The organism is Streptomyces sp. NPDC058864 (genome assembly GCF_042742985.1).
Lineage (GTDB): Bacteria > Actinomycetota > Actinomycetes > Streptomycetales > Streptomycetaceae > Actinacidiphila.
This window is the reverse complement of sequence record NZ_JBHYMQ010000004.1, coordinates 9,468-34,698: the sequence shown is the minus strand read 5'-3', so window position 1 is coordinate 34,698 and position 25,231 is coordinate 9,468. Positions and strand designations below refer to the sequence as shown.

20 protein-coding genes are annotated in these 25,231 nt (G+C 73.8%); 12 read left to right on the top strand and 8 right to left on the bottom strand.

The window, feature by feature from the left end:
- Window positions 1-58 precede the first annotated feature (58 nt).
- Window positions 59-1,474: a glycoside hydrolase family 47 protein gene (locus tag ACFW3D_RS04645; protein ID WP_500501245.1), complete on the top strand. Its 1,416-nt coding sequence runs from the start codon at window positions 59-61 to the stop codon at window positions 1,472-1,474.
- A 24-nt stretch (window positions 1,475-1,498) separates the two neighbouring features.
- Here ACFW3D_RS04645 and ACFW3D_RS04640 read toward each other — a convergent pair whose 3' ends face one another.
- Together ACFW3D_RS04640 and ACFW3D_RS04635 are read right to left on the bottom strand one after the other, a co-directional pair.
- Window positions 1,499-1,993, bottom strand: coding sequence for an OsmC family protein (locus tag ACFW3D_RS04640; RefSeq protein ID WP_500501244.1), 495 nt, complete (start codon window positions 1,991-1,993; stop codon window positions 1,499-1,501).
- A gap of 2 nt (window positions 1,994-1,995) precedes the next feature.
- A complete protein-coding gene (locus tag ACFW3D_RS04635) occupies window positions 1,996-2,649 on the bottom strand; it encodes a GntR family transcriptional regulator (protein WP_500501243.1) in 654 nt (217 codons plus the stop codon).
- A 148-nt stretch (window positions 2,650-2,797) separates the two neighbouring features.
- Here ACFW3D_RS04635 and ACFW3D_RS04630 point away from each other — a divergent pair, with 148 nt between their 5' ends.
- Window positions 2,798-3,247, top strand: coding sequence for an ATP-binding protein (locus tag ACFW3D_RS04630; protein WP_500501241.1), 450 nt, complete (start codon window positions 2,798-2,800; stop codon window positions 3,245-3,247).
- A gap of 122 nt (window positions 3,248-3,369) precedes the next feature.
- Here the strand turns inward: ACFW3D_RS04630 and ACFW3D_RS04625 are convergent, their stop codons facing one another.
- Window positions 3,370-4,407 (bottom strand): DUF2637 domain-containing protein, encoded by a 1,038-nt coding sequence (locus ACFW3D_RS04625; protein ID WP_500501239.1) that lies wholly within the window; start codon window positions 4,405-4,407, stop codon window positions 3,370-3,372.
- Between the two features lie 386 nt (window positions 4,408-4,793).
- Here ACFW3D_RS04625 and ACFW3D_RS04620 point away from each other — a divergent pair, with 386 nt between their 5' ends.
- The gene (locus tag ACFW3D_RS04620; protein WP_500501237.1) at window positions 4,794-5,618 is read left to right on the top strand and encodes a GntR family transcriptional regulator; all 825 of its coding nucleotides are present in this window, start codon (window positions 4,794-4,796) and stop codon (window positions 5,616-5,618) included.
- Window positions 5,619-5,621: 3 nt separating this feature from the next.
- On the opposite strand, the gene ACFW3D_RS04615 is transcribed toward ACFW3D_RS04620, so the two are convergent.
- Entirely contained in the window at window positions 5,622-6,389 is a 768-nt protein-coding gene (locus ACFW3D_RS04615; RefSeq protein ID WP_500501235.1) for a hypothetical protein, read from the bottom strand.
- 251 nt (window positions 6,390-6,640) lie between these two features.
- On the opposite strand from ACFW3D_RS04615, the gene ACFW3D_RS04610 reads away from it, so the two are divergent.
- Window positions 6,641-7,027, top strand: coding sequence for a peptidoglycan-binding domain-containing protein (locus ACFW3D_RS04610; RefSeq protein ID WP_500501234.1), 387 nt, complete (start codon window positions 6,641-6,643; stop codon window positions 7,025-7,027).
- A gap of 39 nt (window positions 7,028-7,066) precedes the next feature.
- On the opposite strand, the gene ACFW3D_RS04605 is transcribed toward ACFW3D_RS04610, so the two are convergent.
- Window positions 7,067-9,934: an ATP-binding protein gene (locus ACFW3D_RS04605; protein ID WP_500501233.1), complete on the bottom strand. Its 2,868-nt coding sequence runs from the start codon at window positions 9,932-9,934 to the stop codon at window positions 7,067-7,069.
- 205 nt (window positions 9,935-10,139) lie between these two features.
- On the opposite strand from ACFW3D_RS04605, the gene ACFW3D_RS04600 reads away from it, so the two are divergent.
- Entirely contained in the window at window positions 10,140-10,697 is a 558-nt protein-coding gene (locus ACFW3D_RS04600) for an RICIN domain-containing protein (RefSeq protein ID WP_500501231.1), read from the top strand.
- Window positions 10,698-10,718: 21 nt separating this feature from the next.
- Here the strand turns inward: ACFW3D_RS04600 and ACFW3D_RS04595 are convergent, their stop codons facing one another.
- Window positions 10,719-12,365, bottom strand: coding sequence for a PucR family transcriptional regulator (locus tag ACFW3D_RS04595; RefSeq protein WP_500501229.1), 1,647 nt, complete (start codon window positions 12,363-12,365; stop codon window positions 10,719-10,721).
- Window positions 12,366-12,630: 265 nt separating this feature from the next.
- On the opposite strand from ACFW3D_RS04595, the gene ACFW3D_RS04590 reads away from it, so the two are divergent.
- The 5 genes from ACFW3D_RS04590 to ACFW3D_RS04570 all read left to right on the top strand — a co-directional run bounded on the left by ACFW3D_RS04590 (window position 12,631) and on the right by ACFW3D_RS04570 (window position 19,193).
- The gene (locus ACFW3D_RS04590) at window positions 12,631-13,518 is read left to right on the top strand and encodes an FAD binding domain-containing protein (protein ID WP_500501227.1); all 888 of its coding nucleotides are present in this window, start codon (window positions 12,631-12,633) and stop codon (window positions 13,516-13,518) included.
- Entirely contained in the window at window positions 13,509-14,069 is a 561-nt protein-coding gene (locus ACFW3D_RS04585) for a (2Fe-2S)-binding protein (RefSeq protein WP_500501225.1), read from the top strand. The genes ACFW3D_RS04590 and ACFW3D_RS04585 overlap by 10 nt, the downstream gene beginning before the upstream one ends.
- A 5-nt stretch (window positions 14,070-14,074) precedes the next feature.
- Window positions 14,075-16,456 (top strand): xanthine dehydrogenase subunit D, encoded by a 2,382-nt coding sequence (gene pucD / locus ACFW3D_RS04580; RefSeq protein WP_500501223.1) that lies wholly within the window; start codon window positions 14,075-14,077, stop codon window positions 16,454-16,456.
- A gap of 143 nt (window positions 16,457-16,599) precedes the next feature.
- Window positions 16,600-18,063, top strand: coding sequence for an NCS2 family permease (locus ACFW3D_RS04575; RefSeq protein ID WP_500501221.1), 1,464 nt, complete (start codon window positions 16,600-16,602; stop codon window positions 18,061-18,063).
- 14 nt (window positions 18,064-18,077) lie between these two features.
- Window positions 18,078-19,193, top strand: coding sequence for an XdhC family protein (locus ACFW3D_RS04570; RefSeq protein WP_500501220.1), 1,116 nt, complete (start codon window positions 18,078-18,080; stop codon window positions 19,191-19,193).
- A 756-nt stretch (window positions 19,194-19,949) separates the two neighbouring features.
- Here the strand turns inward: ACFW3D_RS04570 and ACFW3D_RS04565 are convergent.
- The gene (locus ACFW3D_RS04565; protein ID WP_500501218.1) at window positions 19,950-22,661 is read right to left on the bottom strand and encodes a SpoIIE family protein phosphatase; all 2,712 of its coding nucleotides are present in this window, start codon (window positions 22,659-22,661) and stop codon (window positions 19,950-19,952) included.
- Between the two features lie 75 nt (window positions 22,662-22,736).
- Here ACFW3D_RS04565 and ACFW3D_RS04560 point away from each other — a divergent pair, with 75 nt between their 5' ends.
- Window positions 22,737-23,843 carry a winged helix DNA-binding domain-containing protein gene (locus ACFW3D_RS04560; protein WP_500501217.1) on the top strand — a complete coding sequence of 369 codons (1,107 nt, stop codon included), beginning with the start codon at window positions 22,737-22,739 and terminating at the stop codon, window positions 23,841-23,843.
- 93 nt (window positions 23,844-23,936) lie between these two features.
- Here ACFW3D_RS04560 and ACFW3D_RS04555 read toward each other — a convergent pair whose 3' ends face one another.
- Window positions 23,937-24,497, bottom strand: coding sequence for an NADPH-dependent FMN reductase (locus tag ACFW3D_RS04555; RefSeq protein ID WP_500321684.1), 561 nt, complete (start codon window positions 24,495-24,497; stop codon window positions 23,937-23,939).
- Window positions 24,498-24,614: 117 nt separating this feature from the next.
- Between ACFW3D_RS04555 and ACFW3D_RS04550 the strand changes: the two genes are divergently transcribed.
- Window positions 24,615-25,121 (top strand): MarR family winged helix-turn-helix transcriptional regulator, encoded by a 507-nt coding sequence (locus ACFW3D_RS04550; RefSeq protein ID WP_500501215.1) that lies wholly within the window; start codon window positions 24,615-24,617, stop codon window positions 25,119-25,121.
- Window positions 25,122-25,231: the final 110 nt, after the last annotated feature.

The following is a 25,231-nucleotide window of genomic DNA, read 5'->3' as shown; positions in this document are numbered from 1 at the left end:
TCCCCGTCAATGCGGTGGTGTCCCGTAACGCCCGGAAGGCGGACGGGGTTTTCGGGGCATGAGAAAAATCGCGCGTCCCGGCGGACTCTCCCGGCGCAGATTGCTCGGTGCCGCAGCCCGGCTCGCCCCCCTCGCCGCCGTCCCCTCCGTGTCCCTGCCCGGTACGGCGGCGGCCGCCGCCGACCCGTACGCGGCGCTGGCCCGCGCGTCCGTCACCGAGTTCCGCAGTGCCTGGGACGCCTATCGCAGACTCGCCTGGGGACGCGACGAGTTGCGGCCGCTCGCCGGCGCCGGCTCGGACTTCTTCATCCCCGGCAGCACCCTCGGCCTGACGATCGTCGAGGCGCTGGACACCCTCTACCTGATGGAGCTGGACGAGGAGCTGGAGGCCGGCGTCCAGTGGGTGCGCGACGACCTCGTGCTCGGCCAGGACGCCTCCGTGCAGGTCTTCGAGACGATCATCCGTCTGGTCGGCGGGCTGCTCTCCGGGCACCTGGCCACCAAGGACACGGTCCTGCTGGACCGGGCCCGCGACCTGGCCGACCGGCTGCTCCCCGCCTTCACCCGGTCGCCCACCGGAGCCCCCTACCGCTATGTGAACCTGGCCACCGGCGCGGTCTCCGGCAAGGAGAACTACCTCGCCGAGATCGGCACCTGCATCACCGAGTTCGGCGAGCTGTCCCGGCTCACCGGGGACCGGAAGTACTACGACGCGGCGAAGAAGGCCCTGCGTGCCGTCTACGACCGCCGCTCGCGGCTGAACCTGCTCGGCACCGGCATGAACGTCGAGACCGGCGTGTGGACGGGCACCACCGCCACCCTCGACCCGCCCGTCGACTCCTTCTACGAGTACCTCTGGGACGGCTGGGAGCTGTACCGCGACGAGGACCTGCGCACCTGGTACACCACGCTCACCGCCGCCGTCCTCGAGCACCTGACCGAGCGCCGCTCCGGACGGCTCTGGTTCCGCCAGGCCGACATGCGCACGGGCGCCACCACCGGGCACGCGCAGTCCGAACTGACCGCCTTCTACGCCGGGCTGCTCGCCCAGAGCGGCCGCGTCGCCGAGGGCGAGGCCTACCACGACAGCTGGGCCGCCGCCCTGCGCTCCTTCCGCCTGCCTCCCGAGAGCCTCGACTACCGGGGCATGCGCGCCCTGGACGCCTCCTACCCGCTGCGGCCGGAGTACGTGGACTCCTGCCTCTTCCTGTGGCTGGCCACGGGCAAGGAGCTCTACCGGCGGCGGGCCGCCGAGATGTTCCGGCGGCAGAAGCAGTACTGCAAGGTGGCCAACGGGTACACCGTGGTGCGTGACGTGACCGCCCGTCCCATGAAGCTGGGCGACCTGACCCCGGCCTACTGGTTCAGCGAGAACGCCAAGTACTACTACCTGCTGTTCGCCCGGGCGCGCCGCTTCGACTACCGCTCCAACTACCTCACCACCGAGGGCAACGTGCTGCGGGGACTGCGCTGATCCGGGCCCGCCGCCCAAGGGCGCTCAGCCGCCCGCGGCGACGGTCACCTCCGCCTCGTGCGCCACGGGGAAGTTGACCGAGCCGGCGATGAAGCACAACCGGTGGGCGTCGGCGTGCAGCTCGACGGCGGCGTCCACCATGGCGGCGGAGGCCACCTCCACCCGGGGCCGCAGCAGGGCCCGGGTGAAGTGGCCACCGCCGTCACCGGTTTCCTCCATCGTGCCCTCCGCCCGGTCGGTGTAGGAGGTGACCACGACTCCGGCGACGGTGCACACGTGCAGGTACGAGAGCATGTGGCACTGCGACAGCGCGGCGAGCAGCAGTTGTTCGGGGTTCCAGCGGGCGCGGTCGCCGCGGAAGGCGGGGTCCGAGCTGCCGGGTATCGGCGGCACGGGCAGGCCGGGCGCGGCGACCTCGTGCTCCCGTCCGTAGCCGCGGTACGTGCTGGTGCCCGTCCCCCGGTTCCCGGTCCAGACGACCTCGGTGGTGTAGGTGTGGCGCTTGCTGATGTCGGGCACGGCTAACGCTCCTCCTCCGTCCCGTCCCGCTCGTGGGCGGAACAGGTGTCCATGACGTGCTCACGGGCGGCCGCGTGGGCCTCCCCGGCGCGGCCGGCGGCGATCGCGGCGAGCAGGCGGCGGTGCTGCGCGGCGACCTGCTCCGGGCGCTCCGGTGCGGCGAGCGACCGCCGTGTGGAGACCTGGATCTGGTCCCACAGCCGCTCCAGCGACCCGGCCGCCACCGGGTTCGCCGACAGGACGGCGATCCGGCCGTGGAAGCGCCGGTTGTGCCGGACGGCCTCGACCAGCCGTCCCGCGGCCGTGGCCTCCTCCGTGTCTGCCGCGAGCCGCTCCAGCGCGGTCAGTTCGGCGGGCGCTATCTCCCCGCGCCGCTGCCGCTCCGCGGCGAGCTCCGCCGTCAGCCCCTCCAGCACGCCCCGCACCTGGTACGCGTGCCGCAGTGCCGCCGGTCCCAGCTCGACCACGCTCACCCCGCGCCCCGCGGAACGCACCAGCCCGTCGGCGACCAGTGCCCGGAACGCCTCCCGCACCGGCGTACGGCTCATGGCCAGCACCGCCGCGGCCTCGAGCTCGGTCAGGCGCTGGCCGGGGGCGTACACCCCGTCCAGGATCAGTTCCCGCAGCCGCGTGCGCGCGGCGTCCGTCTGCTGCACCCCTCCACTGTATCCATTGCATGCATTGCATGCAATGGAATTCGGGAGCGCTCCGTCGCCGCTCCATGACTGGACGTGGTCGCGGTGGGGCATGCATTGCGCGTAGATGTTCGAACCCGAAAGGGCGTCAGCGGCCGGAGCGGAGCCGATGGAACGTCAGCCTGTCCAGCCGGGCAGCAGGGAGGCCGGTGGGCCCGTCGAGGCGCGCCGGCTGCACCGGCCTCTCCAGCACGCCGACCTGCCGGCCGTCGCCGACGTCCGCAGGCTGCTGCGCGAGGCGTTACGGAGCTGGGGCGTGCCCGCCCTCGCCGACACAGCGGAACTCCTCACCACCGAACTCGTCACCAACGCCCTGCGCCACACCGACCGCGGCGCCGTCCTCACGGTGACCCTGCAGCCCGCCCCGTCCCGCCGACTGCGCGTCGAGGTACGGGACTTCACCACCCGTCACCCCCGGCTGCGCGCCCCCTCCGACCGCCGCACCTCCGGCCGCGGACTGCTGCTCGTCCAGTCGCTCGCCGACGCGTGGGGAGTCCGCCCCGACGGTGACGGCACGGGGAAGATCGTCTGGTTCGAACTCGGCGCCGAGACCTGCTGACCCGCCCACGCCCGACCGCCCCTGTCCCACCGCCGACGGCGACCGCCCCTGGACGCACCGCTGCCCCGGCCGGGGTTCCGGGCCGGGGCAGCGGCGCGATGAGACGTCACGGACGTGCGGGATCAGCCGTACTGGCGCTCCAGGTCGGCGAGCTTGCGCTCCAGCGAGTCCAGCTTCGGGAGCGCCATGGTGTCGTCCTCGGCGGTGAGGTCGATCGTCGTACGGGCGCTCTCCTCACGTACGGGCGACAGGGCCGGGCGGGAGCGCAAGGGCAGTTCGGCCTTCTCCGGTTCTATGGCAGGCTCCGCGCCGGACTGGGCGCCGGCCGCGGCGGAGGAGGGCAGTTCGTACTTGCGGCCGCCGCGGTTCCAGATCCGGTGCTGCCGGTTGATCGCCTTGATGCGGGCCCGCTCCAGGCGCTCGTGCTCGCGGCGGCGCATGGCCTCCTGCTCCTTGCGGGCGCGCTCGTCGCGGACCTCCTCGACGGCCTCGTCCAGGGTGCGCACGTTCTCGAGCAGCATCAGCGACCAGGCGCCGTACGTCTCGCGGGGCGCGCGCAGCCAGCGGACCATGCGGATCTGCGGCAGCGGCCGCGGGATCAGTCCCTGCTCGCGCAGGGCGGCCCGGCGGGTCTGCTTCAGGGCGCGGTCGAAGAGCACCGCCGCGGAGAGCGACATGCCCGCGAAGAACTCCGGGGCGCCGGCGTGGCCGCCGCCGCGGGGCGCGTGCACCCAGTTGAACCACGCCGCCGCGCCCGCGAACAGCCACACCAGCAGCCGCGAGCCCAGCGCGGCGTCACCGTGGCTCGCCTCGCGGACGGCGAGCACCGAGCAGAACATGGCCGCGCCGTCGAGCCCGAAGGGCACCAGGTACTCCCAGCCGCCGGAGAGGCCGAGGTTCTGCTGGCCGAAACCGACCAGGCCGTGGAAGGACAGCGCCGCGGCGACCGAGGCGCACCCGAAGAGCAGGACGTAGGAGGCGGTGCCGTACACGGCCTCCTTCTTGCGGCGCCGCTCCTCCGCGCGCTCCCAGGAATCGGCCTGGCCCGCGTCCTCCTTGCGGGCCTTGCGGTTGCGCAGGAACACCGCCGCGGCGGCGAGGACCGCCAGACCCACGGCGCCCGGGAGCGCCCAGTCCAGCGTTATGTCCGTAAGTCTCATCGTGCGATTCCTTGCGTCGCAGTACCGTCGCGCTCGGGCCGCGAGACGGCGTCCGCGCGCCATCCTGGCGAACGCCTCGGACGCGTGACGCGGTTTCAGGGCAAGAGAACGCCAACGGAGGGGTGGCGTGGGACGAGATCGACAGAATACTCGAACTGAGGAGCGGGTTTGGTTCAGTTGATCGAGTCGAAACCTGTGACCTGACGGGTCATCGGACGACATGGGCGAAAGATCCGCACGAGGTATGGCATACCTCGGACGATCTTGCCGGGGCAGAGCCGTCCGCCAGGGGGCTCGAAGCCGGTCGCCGAGCGTGTTGCAATAGAGGACGGCGCACATTCCCCGCGGGAGTGCGCCAGCGCACACGACTGCCCGAAGGAGCCCCTGTGGAGTACGCCCCCCGCGCCCAGCGGCGCCCCGCGGCGCCCGCCGCCGCGGCCCCCGGGCTGCCCCCCGGTCACGACGAGCGGGTCCGCGGCGCCCACCCGCACGCCGAGCCCGGTACCGAGGCCGGCGCCGGGGCCGTCCCGGAGCGCGCCGAAGGGTTCCCCCGGCCGCGCCGGCTGCCCGAGCGGCACACCGTACGGGACCAGGTCCTGCGCGCCCTGCGCGGCGCCCTGCTCACCGGCGAGCTGCGCCCCGGGGCCGTGTACTCCGCACCCGCCCTCGCCGAGCGCTTCGGGGTCTCCGCCACCCCGGTGCGCGAGGCGATGCAGTTGCTGGCCCGCGAGGGCGCGGTGGAGGCCATGCCCAACAAGGGCTTCCGGGTCGCCGAGCGCAGCCGCCGGGACCTGGCCGAGCTCGCCGAGGTGCGCGCGCTGCTGGAGGTCCCCGTCGTGCTGCGCATGGCCCGCACCCTTCCGGCGTCCCGCTGGGAGCAGCTGCGGCCGCTCGCCGAGGCCACGGTCGCCGCCGCGGCCCTGGGCGACCGCGCCGCCTACGCCGAGGCCGACCGGGCCTTCCACCGCGCCCTGCTGGAGCTGTCCGGCAACCGGCAGCTCGTCGCCGTCGCCGACGAGCTGCACCGCAGGTCGCAGTGGCCGGTCACGGACGACCACGGCCACGCCCGGCCCGGCGCCGCCCCCGTGCGCGGCATCAGCGCCCGCCTGGTCGCCGACGCCACGCAGCACGCGGCGCTGCTGGAGGCACTGGTCTCCGGCGATCTCGCCACCGTCGAGTCACTGGTGCGCGAGCACTTCTCCGGGGCGTGACGCTCAGCCTTCCGCCGCCTCCAGTTCCTCGGCCAGCCACACGGGCACCCCGCCCAGCGTCCGGAACAGCCGCGTCGCCTCCGCGCGCAGCCGTCCCGCCTCGGGATCCGGCGTCACCCCGGCCAGCGCGGTCAGGGCCGGCGCGACCCCGACGGCGTAGCCGAGCTCCACACGGATCCGCAGCGACTCGGTGAAGCCGTGCCGCGCCTCGGCGACGTCCCCGTCGCGGGCCGCCAGCCCCGCCAGGTGCCGCCAGGTGTACGAGGTCAGCAGCACGTCCTCGTGCGCCACCGCCCCCGCGTGCGCCCGGCGGTACGCGGCCCGTGCCGCGGCCGGGTCGTCGCCCAGGTTCTCCGCGACCAGGCCGCGCCGGAAGTCCAGCAGGGGCCGCCCCGCCGCGCCGGGTGCCAGCAGCGCCGCGCTGCGCATCAGGGCCGCCCGCGCCTCGTCGGCCCGGTCGCGGAGCCCGAAGAGCGTCGCCAGGTACGCCAGGTTGCCGCGTTCGCAGGCGGCCTCGCCGCGCTCGTCGTCCGTACGGGCCAGGGCCTCGGCGGTACGCAGGGCGTCCTCCGCCTCCGCCCAGCCGTCCAGGGTGAACATGCAGCGCTCGATCAGCAGGGCCGCCCGCCCTGTCGCCGCCGCCGGCAACCGTTCCGCGTGCGGTGCGAGCAGTTGCGCGGCCTCCGTCCAGCACCCGCGGCCCCGCAGCCGCGACACGTCGGGCGGTGTACCGCCACCCGTCGCGTCGGGTCCCACTTCTGCGTCCGACATGGCGGTGTCCGCCACTTGCCCTCCCCGAAGCGCGTCATCGAGCACGGTTGGGCCGAAGTCCAGCACGTCACCGGGTGCCACGCCAAGAGGGCGGACGGCGCGTGATCGATTTCCCGCACGGCAGTTGGCCGGCCCCACCCGCAACCGTGGCGCAACCACGGCGCATCCGTACCGCATCCGGCGGGGCGGACGCTGTTCACCGGCGCCCCGGACAGGGGCGCGTATCCGGCAGGTTGTGGAGGGGACAGACCATGCGCATGAACCGTGCCCGCATCGGCGCCGTGGGCGCCACCGTCGCCGCGCTGTGCCTGGGAGGGCTGGTGGCACCGACCTCGGCGCACGCGGCGGACACCTACGGAGAGTGCAACTACGTGAACGACTGGAACCGCCCGACACTCAAGAAGGGCCCCTACAACGCGAGCACGGCGGCCGCAGTGAAGCAGATCCAGTGCCTCATCAACGTGGGGAGCAGCGCCTACGACTACTGGCTGTCCGAGGACGGCGAGTTCGGGACGAAGACCGACGAGGCCGTTCGCGCGGTGCAGCGCTGCAACCGGACACCCGGTGGCGTGGACGGCATCGTCGGGTCCAACACCTGGCTCGATCTGTACATCCCCAACCGCGACTGCGCGCTCTGAGCGGAGCCGGTTCCCGAACGCCCGCGGTCGGGGCGGTCGTCACCGCGGTCCCCACGGCCCTCCGGGGTCCCATGGGGACCGCGAGCTCCCGCCCAGGGCGAAGGAGATCGCGTCCTCCAGGTCCAGAGCGCCGCCGGCGCGGAAGGCGCTGTCGTACGCCGCGTCGCCGATGAGCTTGCGTGCCTGCTCCGCGCACAGGTCCTGGGCGGCGCGCAGTTCGGGGGAGCCGAACTGGGGCGGACCGAACATCTCCCAGACCCGGCGGCTGACGGCCATCAGGCGGGCGGAGCCGTCGGCGTCGCCCGAGGCGAGGGCGGCGTGCGCCAGCGTGTCGACGCACATCGCCACGCCGAGGGTGTCGCCGAGCATCCGGCGCACCCTCAGCGAGGCCCTCGCGTGGGCGACGGCGGACGCGGTCTCCCCGCGGGCGAGGTCGACCGAGCTTCGCAGGCTGCTGCTCCAGGAGCGCGTCCAGATCTCGCCGCGGGAGGCCGACAGGGCCTGCTGCTCGTCGACGGCCGCGGCGGCCGCGTCGAGCTCGCCGTTCATCAGCAGCGCGAATGCCTCGCCCACCAGGGCCATGGCCAGCCCGCGTTCCCGGTCGGCGGTACGGGGCAGCGCGCGGCTGAGGCGGACGGCGTCGGCCGCGAGGGCGACACCCGTCCCGGCGTCGCCCCGCTGGGCCGCGGCGGCGCCGAGCAGGTGGGTGGCGAAGGCGGCCGCGACACCGTCGCCGTGCCTGTCGGCGAGGGACCGGCACTCGCCGGCCACCCGGTCGACGGTCTCGGTGTCGCCCTGGCCCAGGGCGACGTGTCCGCAGGCCCACAGCGCCTTGAGCCGTTCTTCGCTCGGCGCCGGCTCCAGTCCCAGCAGCCGGTCGAGGTAGTGCCGCCCCTCCATGAACAGCCCGCAGGCCACCCAGAACACCCACAGGGTGCCCGCGAGTTCGAGGCCGGTGCGGTGCTCCGGGGGCCGGGACAGGCAGAAGTCGAGCGCCGCGCGGATGTTGGCGTGCTCGTGCAGCACCCGCCGGTGCCACAGGAGCTGACGCGGCCCGAACCAGTCGTCCTCGAAGCGGTGCGCCAGGGCCAGGCAGTGGTCCCGGTGGCGGCGGCGCAGACGGTCCTGCTCGCCGTGCCCCCGCAGCCGGTCGGCGCCGTACTCGCGGACCGTGTCGAGGATGCGGAGCCTGACCCCGAGCGAGTCCTCCTCGCGGAGCAGAACCGATTTGTCGACGAGGCCGGCGAGCAGGTCGGGGATTGCCGCGCGCGACAGCTCGGCATCGGCGCAGACGTCCTGTGCGGCCTCCGTGTCGAAGCTGCCGGAGAAGACCGACAGCCGTTCCCACAGCAGGCGTTCGCCCGGCGAGCAGAGCTGGTGGCTCCACTCGATGGCCGTCCTGAGCGTCTGGTGCCGGGGCAGCGCCGTCCGGCGTCCTACGCCGAGGAGCGTGAAGCGGTCGTCCAGGCGCTCCAGGATCTGACCCACCGACAGGGAGCGCAGCCGCACGGCGGCGAGTTCGATCGCCAGCGGGATGCCGTCGAGCAGGGCGCAGAGCCGGCCGACCGCCGCCCGGTTGAGCGGGGTCAGCGCGAAGTGCCGGTCGACGGCCCGTGCCCGGTCGACGAACAGGGCGACGGCGTCCGCGACCCCGTCCCGCGAAGCGGTGGGATCCCGCGGTGCCACGGGCAGGGGCGCGACCACGTAGATCTGCTCCCCGGCGACACCCAGGGACTCCCTGCTGGTGGCCAGGACGCGGATGCCGGGAGCGCTCTGCAGCAGGGTCTCGGCCAACAGGGCGCAGGCGTCGGCCAGATGCTCACAGGTGTCCAGCACCAGCAGCAGCCGCCGGCCGGCCAGATGTTCCCGCAGCGCCTGCAGCGGCGGCCGGAGCGCCCAGTCGTGCAGGTCGAGTGCTTGTGCCACGGCGTGTGCGACCAGCTCCCCCTCCTGTACCGAGGACAGCTCCACCAGCCACGCCCCGTCGGGGAAGGCGGCGCTCTCCTCCTCGGCCACCTGCAGCGCCAGCCGCGTCTTGCCGACCCCGCCGACGCCGGTCAGCGTCACCAGCCGGGAACCGGCGAGCAGTGCCCGCACCGCCTCCACCTCCGGGCGCCGCCCGACGAAGCCGGTGGCCTGCGCGGGCAACGCGCCCGCACGGCGCGGCGGCCCCCCGGGCCGTGGCCGCGGAGGCCCCGCGAGCGCCGGTGACGGGACCTCCAGACCCTCGTCGGCGCGCAGCATCGCCTCGTGCAGCCGCCGCAGCGGTTCACCGGGATCGATGCCCAGATGCTCCGCGAACAGCGCGCGGGTCTCGCGGAACACCGCCAGGCCCTCCGCGCGGCGCCCGCTCCGGTGCAGGGCCAGCATGAGGTGTCCCCGTAACTCCTCGCGGTAGGGGTGGCGGTGCGCCAGGGCGGTCAGCTCGGCGACGAGTTCCGCGTGCCGGCCGAGTTCCAGCTCCGCGCCCGCGCACTCCTCGTGCACCCGTACACGGAGCTCCTCCAGCCGCCCGGTCTCGGCGGCGACGACCGGCCCACCGGGCACGCCGTCGTAGGCCGGGCCCCGCCACAGCGCCAGCGCCTCGCGGAACAGCTCGGCGGCGCGTGCCGGTTCCCCGCTCCGCAGCGCCCGCCGCCCCCGGTCCGCGCGGTCCGTGAAACGCCATGCGTCCAGCTCGCCGTCGTGGACGGTCAGCGCGTACCCCTGCGGTCCGTGGCGCAGCCGGTCCTCGATCCCCAGCTCGCGGCGGAGCCGGTGCACATGGACCTGCAGGGTCTTGCGCGAGCTCGGCGGCGGTTCGCCGTCCCACAGGGCGTCCTGGAGCTGCCCGGCGGACACCGGGCGTCCGCCGCCCGCCAGCAGCAGGCACAGCAGCCGGCGCAGGATCGGCGCCGGCAGTGCCACCGATCGGCCCTCCCGGCGCACGCACAACGGTCCCAGGACATCGAACTCGAACACCCGGCCCCCCGAATTTTGCAGCGAGCTTGCCCGAGCCGGTGATCCTCGGTCAAGGACCGCGGCAACCGGGCCGCAACCGCCGTGCAAACGGCCTCCGCGACCGTCGTGGGCATCCGGGCCGCCCCGCTGTGACGGAAGAGGAGAAGGACCCATGACCGTGCGCAGACTGCTCGCCCGCGCCGCCACCGCGACGACCGCGGCTGCGGCGCTGCTGCTCACCGTGCTGCCCGCCGACGCGGCGGCGTACGGAGCGCACGATCCCGTCCCGGGGGCGGTCCGGCTCTACGTGCCGTACGACGGGACGCCGCATGTCATCGCCTTCGCGGGCAGCGCCAACAGAGCGAAGGCGCAGCTGTGGACCCTGGGCGGCAGCGGCAACCAGAACGTGCGGGCCGTCCGCGTCGGCACGACCGCGGACGGCGAGCCGGTGGTCTACTTCCAGGACGCCGGGAGCGGCAAGTGCCTGGACGAGTCCCGCGACCGGCCCGCGGCCGACGGGACCGTGGTGTACCTGTACACCTGTTCCAGGGCCGCCAACCAGCTGTGGGAGCTGCGGGAGGGCTCCCTCGGCTGGGGCTACTCCGTCGTCAACCGCTACGACGGGCGCTGTCTGGACGCGAAGGGCAAGTCCTGGACCAACGGCACCCAGCTCCAGGTCTGGAGCTGCAGCGGCGCCTGGAACCAGATCTGGCTGACCAACGTCTACTAGGCCCGCCCGCCGACCCCGCCGTCAGCTCATCCGCAGGGCCAGGAAGAAGTCGAGCTTGTCCTCCAGGCGCGACAGGTCGCGGCCCGTCAGTTGCTCGATCCTGCCGATGCGGTAGCGCAGAGTGTTGACGTGCAGATGCAGCCGGTTCGCGCAGCGCGTCCAGGAACCGTCGCACTCGAGGAAGGCCTCGAGCGTGGGGATGAGCTCCGCGCGGTGCCGCCGGTCGTAGGCGCGCAGCGGATCCAGCAGCCGGGCGGTGAAGGCGCGGCGGACGTCGTCGGGGACGAACGGCAGCAGCAGGACGTGGGAGGCCAGTTCCTCGTGGCCGGCGACACAGACCCGGCCCGGGCGGGCGGCGGCGACGCGGCGGGCGTGGCGGGCCTCCTCCAGGGCCCCGCGCAGCCCGTCGGCGGAGTGGACGGTGGCGCTGACGCCGACGGTGAGCCGGCCGTCGCCGTCCAGGCCCCGCGTGAGCGGCGCACGCAGGACGGCGAGCAGCCCCTGGGCCGACAGCTCGGGGGCCGAGCCGTCGGACTCCAGCGACGACAGCGGGACGAGGGCCATCGCCTCCTCGCCCGCGTGGGCGACGGCGATGCGGTCCGCCGGGTCCGGGCCCACCGCGCCCGGGTCGACCAGGGCCTCCTCCAGCAGTGCCTGGGCGACCGGCCCGGCCGCGGGCCCGCCGCCCGCCCAGTCGACGCGGGCGACGACGACCTGCCAGTGCGGCGCGGTGCCGAGCCCCGGCACCAGTACGGGCGCGGCCACCCGCAGCCGGGCCGCGATCTCCCCCGGCGGCGCGCCGGCCTGCACGAGGTCCATCACCTCGGCGGCGAGCCGGCGGCGTACGGTGCGCGCGGCGTCCCGCCGGTCGCGCTCGACGGCGATGAGCTGGGTGACGCCGTCCAGCAGGTCCAGCCGCTCGGCCGGCCAGTCGCCCGCGTCGGCGTCGACGGCCAGGAACCAGTCGGAGAGCAGGGTGCCGCGGATGTCGTCGGCCGGGTCGCCGCTGCGGATCGGGAAGAGCGAGTAGTGGCGGCCCGCGGTGTAGGCGCGGTGCGGCGAGGGGCGGCCGGTCCGGGCGGCCGCCAGGTGCTCGCCGGCGAGTTCGGCCCGTACGCCGGCGGGCAGCGGGTGGTCCGATCCGGCGATCCGGCGGCCGGTCGTGGAAAGCACCCAGGCCCTCAGGTCCAGGTCGCTGCCGAGCAGGTCCAGGACGGCGTCGGGGCCACCGCCCTCGGGGCCGGACGTCATCAGCCGGCGGTGCCGCTCCACCACGGCGGCCAGGTCCCCGGCGCGCTCGGTGGACACCTGGCGTACGACGTGCTCGGTGATGGAGGCGAAGGCGACGTCCTCGTCCACCGCGAACAGCGGCAGCCGGTGCCGGGCGCAGGCCAGCACCAGGTCGTCGGGGACGGAACCCAGTTCGGCCTCGCCCGCCGCGAGTCCGGCGACGCCGGCCGCGGTGAGGATCCGCACGAAGCGCTCCGAGTCCTCGGGCTCGCGCCGCCACGCCAGCCCGGTCAGCACCAGCTCGCCGCCGGAGAGGTAGCGGCTGGGGTCCTTCAGGTCGGTGGTCATCACACCGCGGACCGTGCGGTCCAGCTCGTCCTCGCCGCCGAGCAGCCGCAGGCCCAGGGCATCGGTGTCCAGCAGTGCGCGCAGCCGCATCGTCGTCGCCTTGTCTCGAACGCTTCCTTGTCCGGGGCGGTACCAGGGTGGCGCCCGCTCGGTCGCATCGGTGTTGCCGTGTCGATGCCGACAGGTTTCAGGTCCGCGTCTTTCGGAGGAATCTACAAGGCCAGCGTACCGACCAGCGAAGTGCTTCATGTGTTCGGTGACTGCACCAGGCACCGTACCCCGACGTGTACTGGGTCACACAGCGTGAACAGGACATGAAAAGCCATCCCGTCCCCCGACGAAGAAGAGAGCACTCATGGACTTCCTGCGTCCCGCGACCTGGGAGGAGGCCCTCGCCGCCAAGGCGGAGCACCCTACGGCCGTACCCATCGCGGGTGGCACCGACGTGATGGTCGAGATCAACTTCGACCACCGCCGGCCCGATGTCCTGCTGGACCTGAACCGTGTCGGCGACCTGTACGAGTGGGAGGTGGGGGAGGAGACCGTCCGGCTGGGTGCGGCGGTCCCGTACACCCGCGTCATCGAGGCCCTGGCCGGCGAACTGCCCGGCCTCGCGCTTGCCGCCCGCACCGTGGGCTCGCCGCAGATCCGCAACCGGGGCAGCGTCGGCGGCAACCTCGGCGCCGCCTCCCCGGCCGGGGACTCGCACCCGCCGCTGCTCGCCGCCGGTGCCGAGGTCGAGGCGGTGTCCGTACGCGGCACCCGGCTGATCCCGGTCGAGGAGTTCTACACCGGGGTCAAGCGCAACGCCCTCGCCCCGGACGAGCTGATCCGCGCCGTGCACATCGCCAGGGCCGACGGCCCCCAGCAGTTCTCCAAGGTCGGCACCCGCAACGCCATGGTCATCGCGGTCTGCGCCTTCGGCCTGGCCCTGCACCCGGCCACCCGCACGGTGCGCACGGGCATCGGCTCGGCCGCGCCCACCCCCGTCCGCGCCGGCACCGCCGAGGAGTTCCTCACCGCGGCCCTGGAGGAGGACGGGCTGTGGGACAGCGGCGGGATCATCCCGCCGTCCGTGGCGGGCCGGTTCGCGGAACTGGTCGCCGGCTGCGCCAGCCCCATCGACGACGTGCGCGGCAGCGCCGCCTACCGCCGCCACGCCCTGAAGGTCATGGCCCGCCGCACCCTCGGCTGGACCTGGGACGAGTACCGCGGCAACGAGAGGAGCACCCGATGCGCGTGACCTTCACCGTCAACGGACGGCGCCAGGAGGCCGACGACGTCTGGGAGGGCGAGAGCCTGCTGTACGTCCTGCGCGAGCGCATGGGCCTGCCCGGCTCCAAGAACGCCTGCGAGCAGGGCGAGTGCGGCTCCTGCACGGTCCGGCTCGACGGGGTCCCGGTGTGCGCCTGCCTGGTCGCCGCGGGCCAGGTGCAGGACCGGGAGGTCGTGACCGTCGAGGGCCTGGCGGACTTCGCCAAGGAGCGCGACACCGGCGCGGCGGGCCCCGGCACCGACCCGGGCGCCGCGCAGCGGTGGCAGGCGCGTCCCGCCGGCCCGGCCACCGAACTGTCGCCGGTCCAGCAGGCCTTCGTCGACGCCGGAGCAGTCCAGTGCGGCTTCTGCACCCCGGGACTGCTGGTCGCCGCCGACGAACTGCTGGAGCGAAACGCCCAGCCCACCGACGCCGACATCCGCGAGGCGCTCTCGGGCAACCTGTGCCGCTGCACCGGCTACGAGAAGATCCTCGACGCGGTCCGCCTCGCGGCCGCCCGCACGGGGACGGAGGCCTGACCGCGATGGGCGTGACCCGTACCCCCACCCCCACCACCCAGGGCACCGAGACCCGGGGCGGCATCGGCGAGTCCACACTGCGCCCCGACGGCGTCCTCAAGACCACCGGGGAGTTCGCCTACGCATCCGACCTGTGGCACGAGGACATGCTGTGGGGACACACCCTGCGCAGCCCGCACGCGCACGCCGAGATCGTCTCCCTCGACGTCTCGCGGGCGCTGGCGCAGCCCGGTGTGTACGCCGTGCTCACCTACGACGACCTGCCCACCGACGTGCGGCACTACGGCCTGGAGATCCAGGACACCCCCGTCCTGGCCCACGGCCGGGTCCGCCACCACGGCGAACCGGTCGCGCTGGTCGCCGCCGACCACCCCGAGACCGCCCGCCGCGCCGCCGCGAAGATCGGGGTCGAGTACCGGCAACTGCCCGTGGTCGTCGACGAGGCGACCGCCACCGGCCCGGACGCGCCGCTGATCCACGAGGGCCGCACCGACCACCACAGCGGCCACGTCCCGCACCCCAACGTCGTGCACCGCCAGCCGATCGTCCGCGGCGACGCCGACGCGGCCGCCCGGCGCGCCGACGTGATCGTCACCGGCGACTACGAGGTCGGCATGCAGGACCAGGCCTTCCTCGGCCCGGAGTCGGGCCTCGCCGTCCCCGCGGAGGACGGCGGCGTCGACCTCTACATCGCCACCCAGTGGCTGCACGCCGACCTCCGCCAGATCGCCCCCGTCCTGGGCCTGCCCGAGGAGAAGGTGCGCATGACGCTCTCCGGCGTCGGCGGCGCCTTCGGCGGGCGCGAGGACCTGTCGATGCAGATCCACGCCTGCCTGCTGGCGCTGCGCACCGGCAAGCCCGTCAAGATGGTCTACAACCGCTTCGAGTCCTTCTTCGGGCACGTCCACCGGCACCCCGCCAAGCTGCACTACGAGCACGGCGCCACCCGCGACGGGAAGATCACCCACATGCGGTGCCGCATCGTGCTGGACGGCGGCGCCTACGCCTCCTCCTCCCCGGCCGTCGTCGGCAACGCCTCCTCGCTCAGCGCCGGCCCGTACGTCATCGACGACGTCGACATCGAGGCCCTCGCGCTCTACACCAACAACCCGCCCTGCGGTGCCATGCGCGGGTTCGGCGCGGTCCAGGCATGCTTCGCCTACGAGGCGCAGATGGACAAGCTCGCCGCAGCCCTCGGCATGGACCCGGTCGAGTTCCGGCGACTCAACGCCATGTCCCAGGGCAGCGTCATGCCCACCGGACAGGTCGTCGACTCCCCGGCCCCCGTCGCCGAACTGCTGCGCCGCGTCAAGGCGATGCCGATGCCGCCCGAGCGGGAATGGGAGAGCGCCGGCGGCGCCGTGGACGTCCGCGCCCTGCCCGGCGGGCTGTCCAACACCACCCACGGCGAGGGCGTCGTCCGCGGCGTCGGCTACGCCGTCGGCATCAAGAACGTCGGCTTCTCCGAAGGCTTCGACGACTACTCCACCGCCCGCGTCCGCCTGGAGGTGATCGCCGGCGAGCCGGTGGCCACCGTCCACACCGCGATGGCCGAGGTCGGCCAGGGCGGTGTCACCGTCCACGCCCAGATCGCCCGCACCGAACTCGGCGTCACCCAGGTCACCATCAACCCCGCCGACACGCAGGTCGGTTCGGCCGGCTCCACCTCCGCCTCCCGGCAGACGTACGTCACCGGCGGCGCGGTGCGGCACACCTGCGAGGCGGTGCGCGAACGCGTCCTGGAGCTCGGCCGGGCGAAGCTCGGTACCCACCACCCCGCCTGGGCCACCGCCGAACTCCGGCTGGAGGGGGGCAAGGTCGTCACCGACGCGGGCGAGGTCCTCGCCGGACTCGCGGAGGTCCTCGGCGACGAGACGATCGACCTCGAGCGGGAGTGGCGGCACCGCCCCACCGAACCCTTCGACCTGCGCACCGGCCAGGGCCGCGGGCACGTCCAGTACTCCTTCGCCGCGCACCGCGCCGTCGTGGACGTCGACACCGAACTCGGCCTGGTCAAGGTCGTCGAACTCGCCTGCGCCCAGGACGTCGGCAAGGCGCTCAACCCGCTGTCGGTCGTCGGCCAGATCCAGGGCGGCACGACCCAGGGCCTGGGCCTGGCCGTCATGGAGGAGATCCTCGTCTCCGACCGGGCCGCGGTCCGGAACCCGTCCTTCACCGACTACCTCATCCCCACCATCCTCGACACGCCGCCCATCCCCGTCGACGTGCTCGAACTCGCCGACGACCACGCCCCGTACGGGCTGCGCGGCGTCGGCGAGGCCCCGACCCTGTCCTCCACCCCGGCCGTCGTCGCCGCCATCCGCGCGGCGACCGGACTCGCCCTCGGCCGCGTACCGGTACGACCGGAGCACCTGACCGGTACGTGAGGCAGCTCCGCCCGGCGCCGTACGGCGCCGGGCGGTCCACCGCACCACTGTCGGGCCGTCCCCCGGTCGTGCTGCGGACCATCCCAAATCCCGCACGGCGCAAGCCGTCCGGGTGTCCCTGTGAACCTTGGGAGTGGCACCGCATGACCCAGTCGACCCCGTCAGCCATGCACAGAACCGCCCCGGACGAGCCCGGCACGCCCGCGCGCCGGCCCGCCGGACGGACCCGGCTCGACCGGTACTTCCACATATCCGAACGCGGCTCGACCGTCGCCCGCGAGCTCCGCGGAGGCCTGACGACCTTCATGGCGATGGCGTACATCCTGCTGCTCAACCCGCTCCTGCTGTCCGGCCCCGACGTCGACGGCCACCGGCTCGGCCAGACCGGCCTGATCACGGCGACGGCGCTGGCCGCCGCCGTCTCCACCCTCCTGATGGGCCTCGTCGGCAAGGTCCCGCTCGCCCTCGCCGCGGGACTGTCCGTCTCCGGGGTGCTCGCCACGCAGGTCGCCCCGCACATGACCTGGCCCCAGGCGATGGGGATGTGCGTGCTGTACGGCGCGGTGATCGTGCTGCTGGTGGTCTCCGGTCTGCGGGAGGTCATCATGAACGCGATCCCGCTGCCGCTGAAGCACGGGATCACCATCGGCATCGGCATGTTCATCGCCCTGATCGGGCTGGTCAACGCCGGATTCGTGGGCCGGGGCGAGGGCAGCCCGCTCACCCTGGGCACCGGCGGGCAACTGGCCGGCTGGCCGGTGCTGGTCTTCTGCGCCACCCTGCTGCTGATCTTCATGCTGCAGGCGCGTGAGGTCCCCGGCGCCATCCTCATCGGCATCGTCACCGGCACCGCCCTCGCCATGACCGTTCACGCGGCCGGCGGCACCGACACGAAGGTGTGGGGGCTGACCGTCCCCGAACTGCCGGGCCACATCGTCTCCGCGCCCGACTTCGGGCTGTTCGGACACGTCGAGTTCGGCGGCTGGGAGCACATCGGGGCGCTGAGCGTCGGCATGATCGTCTTCACGCTCGTGCTGGCCGGCTTCTTCGACGCGATGGCCACCGTCATCGGCGTCGGCACGGAGGCGAAGCTCACCGACGCCGAGGGGCGCATGCCGGGCCTGAGCAAGGCGCTGTTCATCGACGGCGCCGGCGGCGCGATCGGCGGGGTGGCCGGGGCCTCCGGTCAGACCGTCTTCATCGAGTCCGCCACCGGCGTCGGCGAGGGCGCCCGCACCGGCCTGTCCTCCGTGGTCACCGGGGCGCTCTTCGCCGCCGGGCTGTTCCTCACCCCGCTGGCGCAGATCGTCCCCGGCCAGGTCGCCGCCGCGGCCCTGGTTGTGATCGGCGCCATGATGACGGGCAACGCGCGGCACGTGGACTGGGGCGACCGCTCCGTGGCCGTCCCCGTCTTCCTCACCGTGGCCCTGATGCCCTTCACCTACTCCATCACCGCCGGGGTCGGCGCCGGCGTCATCGCCTACACCGCGATCAAGTCGGCCCAGGGCAGGTACCGCGAGCCCGGCGTCTTCATGTGGGTGCTCACGGCCGTCTTCGTCGTCTACTTCGCCCTGCACCCGCTCGAGGGCCTGCTCGGCGTCAGCTAGAAGGAGTCCCCGCCATGCTGGACATCGCCGACGCGCTCGACCGCTGGTCGGCCGAGGGCAGGCCGTTCGCCGTCGCGACCGTCGTCGCGGTCGGCGGCAGCGCACCCCGGCAGCCGGGCGCGGCGCTCGCCGTCGACGCCGAGGGCACCGCCGTCGGCAGCGTGTCCGGCGGGTGCGTCGAAGGTGCCGTCTACGAGCTCTGCCAGGAAGTGCTGGAGACCGGCGAGCCGCTGCTCCGGCGCTTCGGGTACTCCGACGACGATGCCTTCGCCGTGGGGCTGAGCTGCGGCGGCGTCATCGACGTCTTCGTCCAGCGGATCCTGCCCCAGCCGCAGTTCGCCGCCGCACTGTCCGCCGCCTCCCGCGGGGAGGCGGCGGCGCTCGCCAGGGTCGTGGCCGGCCCCGCCGGCCTGCCCGGCCGGGCCCTGCTGGTGCGCCCCGGCGGATCGTACGAGGGCACCCTCGGCGACCCGCAACTGGACCGCACCGCCGCGGCGGAGGCCCACGCCATGCTGGACGCCGGCCGCACCGCCACCGTCGGCATCGGTGCGGACGGCGGCCGCTGCGGCGAGCCGCTCACGCTGCTGGTCGAGACCAGCGTCCCGCCGCCGCGCCTGCTGGTGTTCGGGGCGATCGACTTCGCCGCCGCCCTGGTGCGGGTCGGCACGTTCCTCGGCTACCGGGTGACGGTCTGCGACGCGCGCCCGGTCTTCGCGACGGCCCGGCGTTTTCCGGAGGCCGAGGAGGTCGTCGTGGAGTGGCCGCACCGGTACCTCGAGCGGACCCCGGTCGACGGGCGCACCGTCGTCTGCGTCCTCACACATGACGCCAAGTTCGACGTACCCCTGCTGGAGCGGGCCCTGCGCATGCCCGTCGCGTACGTCGGCGCGATGGGGTCCCGGCGCACCCACGAGCAGCGCCTCGCCCGGCTGCGCGGGACGGGCCTCGGTGAGGCCGAACTGGGGCGGCTGCGCAGCCCGATCGGCCTCGACCTCGGTGCGCGTACGCCGGAGGAGACGGCGCTTTCCATCGCCGCGGAGTTCGTCGCCCACCGACACGGCGGCACGGGCCGCCCCCTCACGGGCGTGAACGCCCCGATCCACGGTGCCGCTTTCCCGTCCCCGGGGTGAGCCTGCGGCGCGGGCCGCTTGTTTGTGCGCGGGTGCGTTGTGGTTGCGGTTGGGTTTTTTCCCCGCCCGCCCTCCCGATTGCCCCGGGGACGGTTGGTGCGGGTCGGCGCCCGGTTTCCTTGGTTGGCCGGGGGCGGGGCCTCCGGGGTGGGCATTCTGTACCGCATATTTATGTGCATGGCGGGCGGTCCGGATCGGTGCCGTTCTGCCGCACAACAAATACACGTCAGCGTCCAGAACGCCCACCCTCCCCCAGCCTTCGGCCGGGGGTGCCCCCAACTCCCCCACCCCCTCCGTATCGCGAGCGACCAACGGCCGGTGGGGGGTCAGTAGGGCATGTGCGGCAACCCCGGACCGCTTCCTCACCCCCACCGGCCGTCATGCGCCCACACGGCAGAAGGGGGTGTGGCGGGGTGTGCCCATGGGGGTCCCCCCGGCCGAAGGCTGGGGGAGACGAGCGGTGATGCCGGTGACGCAACGGCCCGGCAAATCCGCGAGCGCTGTGGGGGTCCCCCCGGCCGAAGGCTGGGGGAGTGCGCCGGCGCGCCACCGACCCCCAAAACACGCAGCGAGGCGGTCACTGACCGACCGGGGCCACGGGCGGGCGGGCGGGAAACCGCCCGCCGCAGGCGCAAACGACCCGCACACGAACAACCGGCCTGCACAAGAACGCCGCGCGGGCGCGGACCGCACCGGGGCAACGGGAGGGCGGCGGGGAAAAAAACCGCAACCGCAACCACAAACAACACCCGCGCACTACGACCGCACCCCGGGGGGCAACTGCTGCTCCGCCCAGATCACCTTCCCCTCGGGCGTGTAGCGCGTACCCCAGCGTTCGGCGAACTGCGAGACGAGGAACAGCCCCCGCCCGCCCTCGTCCGTGGCGGCCGCGTAGCGCAGGTGCGGGGAGGTGCTCCCGGCGTCGGAGACCTCACAGATCAGAACCTGGTCGAGGATCAGGCGGACCTTGATGGGCTCGGCCCCGTACCGGATGGCGTTGGTGATGAGCTCGCTCAGCAGCAGTTCCGTCGTGAAGGACAACTCCTCCAGCCCCCACGCCGCCAGCTGCCGCTGGACCGCCGCGCGGACCCCGGAGACCGCCGCGGGGTCGCTGGGCACGTCCCAGTCCGCGACGCGACCGGGGGACAGGACGCGGGTGCGGGCGACGAGCAGGGCGATGTCGTCGCCGGGACGGGCGGGCAGCATGGCCTTGAACACGTCGCGGCAGGTCTGTTCGGGGTCGCGGCCGGGCTCGGACAGGGAGCGGCGCAGGAGTTCCAGGCCCTCGTCGATGTCGCGGTCGCGGTCCTCCACGAGGCCGTCGGTGTAGAGCACCAGGCTGCTGCCCTCCGGCAGCGTCAGCTCCACCGCCTCGAAGGGCAGTCCGCCCAGGCCCAGCGGGGGCCCGGCCGGTACGTCGGGGAACCCGACGGACCCGTCGGGGTGCACGACCGCGGGGAGCAGGTGCCCGGCGCGGGCCATCGCGCAGGTGCCCGTCACCGGGTCGTAGACGGCGTACAGGCAGGTCGCGCCGGCGACGGTGGTGCCCGCGGGGGCGGCGCCGTCACCGGCGGGGGCGGAGTCGCTCTGGTCGATGCGGCCGACCAACTCGTCCAGGTGCCCCAGGAGTTCGTCCGGCGGCAGGTCCAGCGTGCTGAAATTGTGCACCGCGGTGCGCAGCCGCCCCATGGTGGCGGCGGCGTGCAGCCCGTGCCCCACGACGTCGCCGACCACCAGGGCGACCCGCGCCCCGGGCAGCGGCAGGACGTCGAACCAGTCGCCGCCCACCCCCGCCTGGGCGGGCAGGTACCGGTAGGCGGCGTCCAGGGCGGTCAGCCGCGGCAACTCCCGGGGCAGCAGGCTGTGCTGGAGGGTGACCGCCATGGCGTGCTCGCGGGTGTAGCGGCGGGCGTTGTCGACGCACACCGCGGCGCGTGCGGCGAGTTCCTCGGCGAGCTTGAGGTCCTCCTCGTCGAACGGCTCCGGGGCCTGCGAGCGCCAGAAGTTCACCATTCCGAGGAGCACGCCGCGGGCGCTGAGCGGGGCGCAGATCAGCGAGTGGATGCCGAAGCCGACGACTTCGGCGCTGCGTTGCGGGTCCTGGGCCTGCCAGCCCGGGGAGTCCGCGAGCCGCGGCTCCAGGACGGCCCGGCCGCTGACGATGCCGGCGGCCTGCGGAGTGGACGGCACGAAGAGCAGCGGGTGGCCCGCGGGGTACAGGGGGTGGTCGTCGCGGACCCCGCTCACCGCCACCCGGCGCATCTCCACCGACGGGCCCGACTGCGGCTCGTCGCCGCGGAGCACGCGTACCGCGAGGTCCACGGTGACGTAGTCGGCGAAGCGCGGCACCGACACCTGCGCCAGTTCCTCCGCGGTCCTGGTGATGTCCAGGGTGGTGCCGATGCCCATGCTCGCGTCGTACAGCAGGCGCAGCCGGGTCCTGGCGGTCTCGGCGCGCCCGGACAGCGCCCGCAGTTCGGTCGCGTCGCGCAGGGTCGCCACGCTGCCCGGCGGGCCGCCGTTGCGGTCGGTGTGGCGGTTGTTGAGTACCAGCAGCCGGTCCCCGGCCGGCAGCACCTCGTCGGTGGCGTCACGGCCGCAGGCCAGCAGTTCGCGGGCCCGCTCGTCGAGCCCGAGCCCGGTGACGGGGCGGCCCTCCGCGTCGGCGGGCAGGTCCAGGAGCCGTCGCGCCTCGTCGTTGGCGAGGAGCAGCCGCCGGTCGCCGTCGAGGATGAGGACGCCTTCGCGCACGGAGTGCAACACGGCGTCGTGGTGCTCGTACATGCGCGTCATCTCGACCGGGCCGAGGCCCCGGGTCTGCCGGGTGAGGCGTCTGGCGATCAGCCAGCTCCCGGCGGTGGCCAGCGCCAGCACCCCTGCGGCGATGCCCAGCATGACCGGCAGCTGCTCGTTGGCCGCGCCGCTGACCTTGGCGATGGTGATGCCCGAGGACACGATGCCGACGACCTCGCCCCGGTCGTCGAGGACGGGCACGTTCGCCTGCACCAGCGGGCCGATGGTGCCCACGATGTTCTCCGTGACCAGCTGGCCGCGCAGTGCCGGCCCGATGTCACCGACGAACTTCTTGCCGATGCGGTCGGGTTTGGGATGCGTGTAGCGGATCCCCTGCCGGTCCGTCACCACGATGAAGTCCACCCCGGAGCCCCGGCGCGCCTGTTCGGCCTTCGGCTGCAGCACCGCGGTCGGGTCGGGGGACTGCAGCGCCGCCACGAGGCCCGGTGAGCTCGCGAAGGTCGTGGCCACCGCCACCGACCGGTTGCGGGCCTCCTGCTCGCTGTCGTGCCGTGCCTGGACGACGAGTTCGACGACGGCGGCGGCGACCAGCAGGACGACGACCACGACCTGCAGCAGGAAGACCTGCCCGGCCACGCTGCGTCCGGCCAGCAGCGCTCGCAGCCCCCGCTCCGGTCGGTTCCTCGAGGCGCGGTGATCGCTCGGCCCTGCCATGGGCTATGTCTACACTCCCGGGCGCTGCCGGGGCGACTGTTACCCCCGAGTTCTTCGGGGCCGTACGGTGTCCGCATGCGCAGGACGACACCGGGGGCCGTGCTGGGCCGCCGTACGCTCAACCGGGCCCTGCTGGACCGGCAACTCCTGCTGGCGCGCTCGCGGATGGGCCCCCTGGAAGCGGTCGGGCATCTGGTGGGCCTTCAGTCGCAGGCCCCGCACGCGGCGTACACCGCCCTGTGGACCCGGCTCGACGGCTTCGCCTTCGCCGACCTGTCCCGGTTGCTGCTGGACCGCGGGGTCGTCCGGATCGCGTTGCTGCGCGGCACGGTCCACCTGGTGACCGCGGACGACGCGCTGCGGCTGCGCCCGGTGCTGCAGCCGCTGCTGGACCGGCAGATCGCCCAGGGCCCCTGGGGCGCCGGTGTGCGCGGCGTGGACCGCGACGAGGCCGTCGCCGCCTGCCGGGCGCTGGTCGGGACGCGGGCGCGCACCCCGGGCGAGCTGCGCGACCTGCTCGGCCCGCGCTGGCCGGACGCCGATCCCGCCTCCCTGGTCAACGCGCTCCGCAACTGGCTGCCGCTGGTGCAGGTGCCGCCGCGCGGCGTGTGGGGTGTGACCGGGCGGACCGCGTACACCACGGCCGATTCCTGGCTGGGGCCCCGCCCCGTCGCCGCCGCCGACCCGCGGGCGCTGGTGCGCCGCTACCTGGCGGCCTTCGGCCCCGCATCCGTCGCCGATGCGCAGAAGTGGTCCGGGCTCACCGGGCTGCGGGAGGTCTTCGCCTCGATGGAGCTGCGCCGTTACCGCGACGAGGAGGGCAGGGTGCTCCACGACGACCCGGACGCCGCCCCGCTGCCCGACCCGGACCTGCCGGTGGGCGCGCGCTTCGTCGCCGACTTCGACAACCTGGTGCTCTCGCACGCCGACCGCTCGCGGATCCTGGCCCGGGAGGACGTCCGCCGGGTGATGACGGCGAACGGCATCGTCCGCGGCACCGTCCTCGTCGACGGCTTCGTGGCCGGCACCTGGAGCACCGACCGGGCGCGCGGCGCCGCTGTCGTCACGGTCGCGCCGTTCGCACCGCTCGCGGCCGCCGACCGCGAAGCGCTGGAAGCCGAGGGCGGACGGCTGCTCGCCGCCTCCGACCCGGAGGCGGACCACGACGTGCGTTTCGCCTGAGCGGCGGCGGGGCCGGGCGGGGATCGTTCCGCCCGGCCCCGGTGTCCGCCGTTCCCCGCCCCGGGCCGGGGCGGGGCCTGAACGGCGTGGAGCTCAGCCGCGCAGCGGCGCCAGGGCGCTGCTCCACTCGATGACCTCGTCGATCAGGGTCGACAGGCTCGCGGCCTGGTGCTCGCCGGGGGCGAACTCGCTGAAGTTGACGAAGTCGGTGAAGAGGGAGAGCGCGACCTGGCTGCGCACGTCGGCCATCTTCAGCTCACCGGCGATCAGACGCAGGTGCTCGGCGGCGCGGGCGCCGCCCACCGAGCCGTAGGACACGACGCCCAGCGCCTTGTGGTTCCACTCGGCGTGCAGGTAGTCGATGGCGTTCTTCAGCACGCCCGAGGTGGAGTGGTTGTACTCCGGGGTGACGAAGATGAAGCCGTCGAAGCCGGCGATCTTGGCGGCCCACTCCTTGGTGTGGGCGTTCTGGTACTGGCCCATGGCCGGCGGGATCGGCTCGTCGAGGTGGGGGAGCGGGTAGTCGGCGAGGTCCACGAGCTCGAAGGTGGCGTCGCCGGCGTGCTTGGCGGCCTGCTCGACGACCCAGTGGGCGACCTTCTCGCCGTTGCGGCCGGGGCGGGTGCTGCCGAGGATGATGCCGATCCTGGTCATGAGGCGTGATTCCCGATCTGTGTGGTGCGAGGTATGGATTGAAGCTTCAACTTGAAGCTTCAAGTGCACTGTAACAGATCGAATTGAAGCTTCAAGCAGTCCGATAGCCTGGGGAACATGACGAAGAACACAGCGGCACCGCCCGCGCCCGCCGCGGCGGAGCCGCGCTGGTTGCAGGGTGGTGAGCTGACCGCGTGGATGTCGATGGCCCGGGTCATGGCCCGGCTCCTGCCGGCCCTGGAACGCGAGCTGGAGCGCGACGCGGACCTGAACTGGATGGAGTACCACGTCCTCGCGATGCTTTCCGAGCAGGACCGGCACACCATCAGGATGAGCGTGCTCGCGGACCGTGCGAGCTCCTCCCTGTCCCGGCTGTCGCACGTGGTGCGGCGCCTGGAGCACCAGGGCTTCGTCCGCCGCGAGCCGGACCCCGGGGACGGCCGCTACACCCTCGCGATCCTCACGCCCGAGGGGTACGACAAGCTGGTGGCCTCCGCGCCCGCGCACGTCGAGGCCGTGCGCCGGATGGTCCTGGACCCGCTGGACCCGGGGGAGCTGGAGAGCCTCAAGCCGGTGTTCGACCGGATCTACGCCGCAGTCGACGCCGCCGAGCGCGGCCGCTGACGTGGAGAGGGGGCGCGGCGGGGGGGGGGGGGGCGGCCCCCGCGGGCCCCCGGCCGGCCCGGGCCGCCGGGGGGTGGTTTTTTAGGTACAGCCCCCGGGAGGGAGAACAA

What these genes read in the sequence shown, in the direction of transcription:
- ACFW3D_RS04645 (WP_500501245.1), top strand. Translation starts at nt 59, where the DNA reads ATGAGAAAAATCGCGCGTCCCGGCGGACTCTCCCGGCGCAGATTGCTC.
- ACFW3D_RS04630 (WP_500501241.1), top strand. Translation starts at nt 2,798, where the DNA reads ATGGAACGTCAGCCTGTCCAGCCGGGCAGCAGGGAGGCCGGTGGGCCC.
- ACFW3D_RS04625 (WP_500501239.1), bottom strand. Translation starts at nt 4,407, where the DNA reads ATGAGACTTACGGACATAACGCTGGACTGGGCGCTCCCGGGCGCCGTG.
- ACFW3D_RS04615 (WP_500501235.1), bottom strand. Translation starts at nt 6,389, where the DNA reads ATGTCGGACGCAGAAGTGGGACCCGACGCGACGGGTGGCGGTACACCG.
- ACFW3D_RS04610 (WP_500501234.1), top strand. Translation starts at nt 6,641, where the DNA reads ATGCGCATGAACCGTGCCCGCATCGGCGCCGTGGGCGCCACCGTCGCC.
- ACFW3D_RS04600 (WP_500501231.1), top strand. Translation starts at nt 10,140, where the DNA reads ATGACCGTGCGCAGACTGCTCGCCCGCGCCGCCACCGCGACGACCGCG.
- ACFW3D_RS04595 (WP_500501229.1), bottom strand. Translation starts at nt 12,365, where the DNA reads ATGCGGCTGCGCGCACTGCTGGACACCGATGCCCTGGGCCTGCGGCTG.
- ACFW3D_RS04590 (WP_500501227.1), top strand. Translation starts at nt 12,631, where the DNA reads ATGGACTTCCTGCGTCCCGCGACCTGGGAGGAGGCCCTCGCCGCCAAG.
- ACFW3D_RS04585 (WP_500501225.1), top strand. Translation starts at nt 13,509, where the DNA reads ATGCGCGTGACCTTCACCGTCAACGGACGGCGCCAGGAGGCCGACGAC.
- pucD (WP_500501223.1), top strand. Translation starts at nt 14,075, where the DNA reads ATGGGCGTGACCCGTACCCCCACCCCCACCACCCAGGGCACCGAGACC.
- ACFW3D_RS04575 (WP_500501221.1), top strand. Translation starts at nt 16,600, where the DNA reads ATGACCCAGTCGACCCCGTCAGCCATGCACAGAACCGCCCCGGACGAG.
- ACFW3D_RS04570 (WP_500501220.1), top strand. Translation starts at nt 18,078, where the DNA reads ATGCTGGACATCGCCGACGCGCTCGACCGCTGGTCGGCCGAGGGCAGG.
- ACFW3D_RS04565 (WP_500501218.1), bottom strand. Translation starts at nt 22,661, where the DNA reads ATGGCAGGGCCGAGCGATCACCGCGCCTCGAGGAACCGACCGGAGCGG.
- ACFW3D_RS04560 (WP_500501217.1), top strand. Translation starts at nt 22,737, where the DNA reads ATGCGCAGGACGACACCGGGGGCCGTGCTGGGCCGCCGTACGCTCAAC.
- ACFW3D_RS04555 (WP_500321684.1), bottom strand. Translation starts at nt 24,497, where the DNA reads ATGACCAGGATCGGCATCATCCTCGGCAGCACCCGCCCCGGCCGCAAC.
- ACFW3D_RS04550 (WP_500501215.1), top strand. Translation starts at nt 24,615, where the DNA reads ATGACGAAGAACACAGCGGCACCGCCCGCGCCCGCCGCGGCGGAGCCG.